The 851-nt window shown below is 41.1% G+C and carries 1 protein-coding gene; it reads left to right on the top strand.

The features are described 5' to 3' along the window. Positions 1-424 (top strand): hypothetical protein (locus tag ACQY5W_RS13045; protein ID WP_428025408.1); only part of this gene is annotated, 424 nt, incomplete at its 5' end. Between the last annotated feature and the right edge of the window lie 427 nt (positions 425-851).

The following is an 851-nucleotide window of genomic DNA, read 5'->3' on the forward strand; positions in this document are numbered from 1 at the left end:
CCCTATCTATAGTTTTTCAGCTCCGGATGGGAAGTATCTGGAGCCAGCTACATCATTACACCCTATCGAAGCTAAGGGGTATGAGATTCGCCCGGATTTCATATCCTTGATCAGAGAGTTGAATTTTGTTGAAGGTTTGGATGAAAATCCATACAAGCATCTGAAAGATTTTGAGGAGATATGTGCCACCCTCATGATATCAGAAATGAATCATGAGACACTTAAGTGGAAGGTCTTTTCATTCTCGCTAACGGGATGGGCAAAGCAGTGCTACAAGCTCCATGTTAGCAGTTGTCATGGAAGTTGGGTTATCTTAAAAGATCATTTCTATTTCATCTTCTTCCTATTGTCCATGATTATTGATCTTCACAATGAAGTTCTTAATTTTGCTCAAAAGGAAGGAGAGAGTTTGGGAGCAGCCTAGTCCAGATAAAATCAACTTGCTTTGTCGGGTCCAGAGTTATCTATTCCAGATGCTATGTTTATGCAGCATTTTGTGCACCAGTTGGGTACAAAATCTACTAAATATCTGGATATGACTTCTGGGGGAGTCTTTGTTCATTGCACAGTTGAAGAGGGGAAGTTGATCTTGGATAGAATCATCTCGGTCACTCCACTTGAATATCTGCATTTCAATGCTCCACTAATTTCTGAGGATGAGCTGATAATCATTTATCTGGACACCTCAGATATCTCAGTCTTACCAGCAAAGCAATAATTGCTTCAACTCACTGCACCGGGAATAGGCTCAGAAGAAAAAATTGAAGACCCCACTCCATTTCCCTTGTCAATCGAAGAAGATCGCTTCGATGATGACATTGGGACCTCATCAAATGCTCCTCCCTATGACT

Origin of the sequence: Arcobacter sp. (assembly GCF_050300555.1) — a bacterium.
Classification (GTDB): domain Bacteria; phylum Campylobacterota; class Campylobacteria; order Campylobacterales; family Arcobacteraceae; genus Arcobacter.